At 72.6% G+C, this 1,234-nt stretch carries 1 pseudogene; it reads left to right on the top strand.

Annotation, left to right across the window (positions count from 1 at the left end):
- Positions 1-47: 47 nt before the first annotated feature.
- Positions 48-1,234, top strand: a pseudogene (locus tag ACFWI9_RS34475) (hypothetical protein); the annotation flags it as partial.

Raw genomic sequence — 1,234 nt, 5'->3', positions numbered from 1 at the left:
GCGCGGGGCCCCCCGCCGCCGCCCCCCCCGCCCCCCCACCCCCGTCGGTGCGGCCCAAGTGGTCAGCCGCGCCGCGGCTCGCGACGGGCGGCGGTGTCCTCGCGGCCGAGGAGCTGAGCACGAACACCACCGACGTGGCCACCTTCGACGTCTCCTCCGGTACGGCGACCGCCCTGACGCACCTGGGGGTCTCCGGCGGTTCGAGCACCGGCTTCCAGGTGACCGGCGACGGCAAGCAGGTGCTGCTCGCCGATTCCAGTGACGTCGCGCTGCGGGCCTACCGTACGGCGGACATGATGATGGCCAACCCCTCCGTGTACTACACGGGCGGTACCCCCTCCGCGCCGAACTCGCTCACCCTCGACACCGACGGCACGATCGCCGTCGGCAGCACCCAGGGCTCGGCGCCCGGGGTGTACCTCTACGCGGGCTCCCAACTCCGTGAGAACTACGTTCCGTTGGCGTCCGGGACACTGGCCCCCGACGGCCTGGAGTGGGGCGGGGACGGCACGACGCTCTACGGCGTCACCCAGGACTCCGCGGGCGCCTACACCCTGAACGTGCTGGCCTCTCCCAAGCTCACCGACACCCAACTCGCCCTGAGCCCCTCGGGATACGCGGTCCCCACCAGGGAGTTCACCCTCAACGGCACGTTCACCACCAAGGGCTTCGTCCCGGCCGGCGCGAAGCTCCAAGTCACGCGCGACGAAGTCCAGTTGCCCGACGTCACGCTCGGCGCCGACGGCACGTTCGCCGTCAAGGACACCCGGGCCGACGAGGGCACGAACACCTACCAGGTGTCGTACGCCGGTGACGCGGCGCACCGGCCCGCGACCACCTCGCTGAAGCTGGACGTGGCACGGCTGGCGACCGACGTCGAGTTCCAGGAGTTCAGCTCGGCGACGCCCCACTCGGTGGTCCTCACCGGCACCCTCAGCTCGCAGGACCTCGGCACCTTCCCCCAGGGCACCACTCTCCAGGTGACCCGCACGAACGCGGACACACAGGAGTCGGTCCCCCTCCCGTCGGTCCCGGTCGATACCGCCACCCGCGCGGTCACCGTCACCCACCCCCCCGACGCGGCGGGGGTGTTCACCTACCGGATCTCCTACGCGGGCGACGCGGCGCACCAGCCGTCGGTCAACGACCCGTCCGTGATCGTCCCGCCGCACACCCCGGCCCTGACCCTCCCGGCCCCGGCGACCGCCACCCGCGGCGCGGCCCTCACCTTCGG

It is taken from the genome of Streptomyces sp. NPDC127084, from assembly GCF_042724175.1.
In the GTDB taxonomy this organism is placed as follows: domain Bacteria; phylum Actinomycetota; class Actinomycetes; order Streptomycetales; family Streptomycetaceae; genus Streptomyces.
This window is presented reverse-complemented; position numbering and strand designations above follow the sequence as displayed.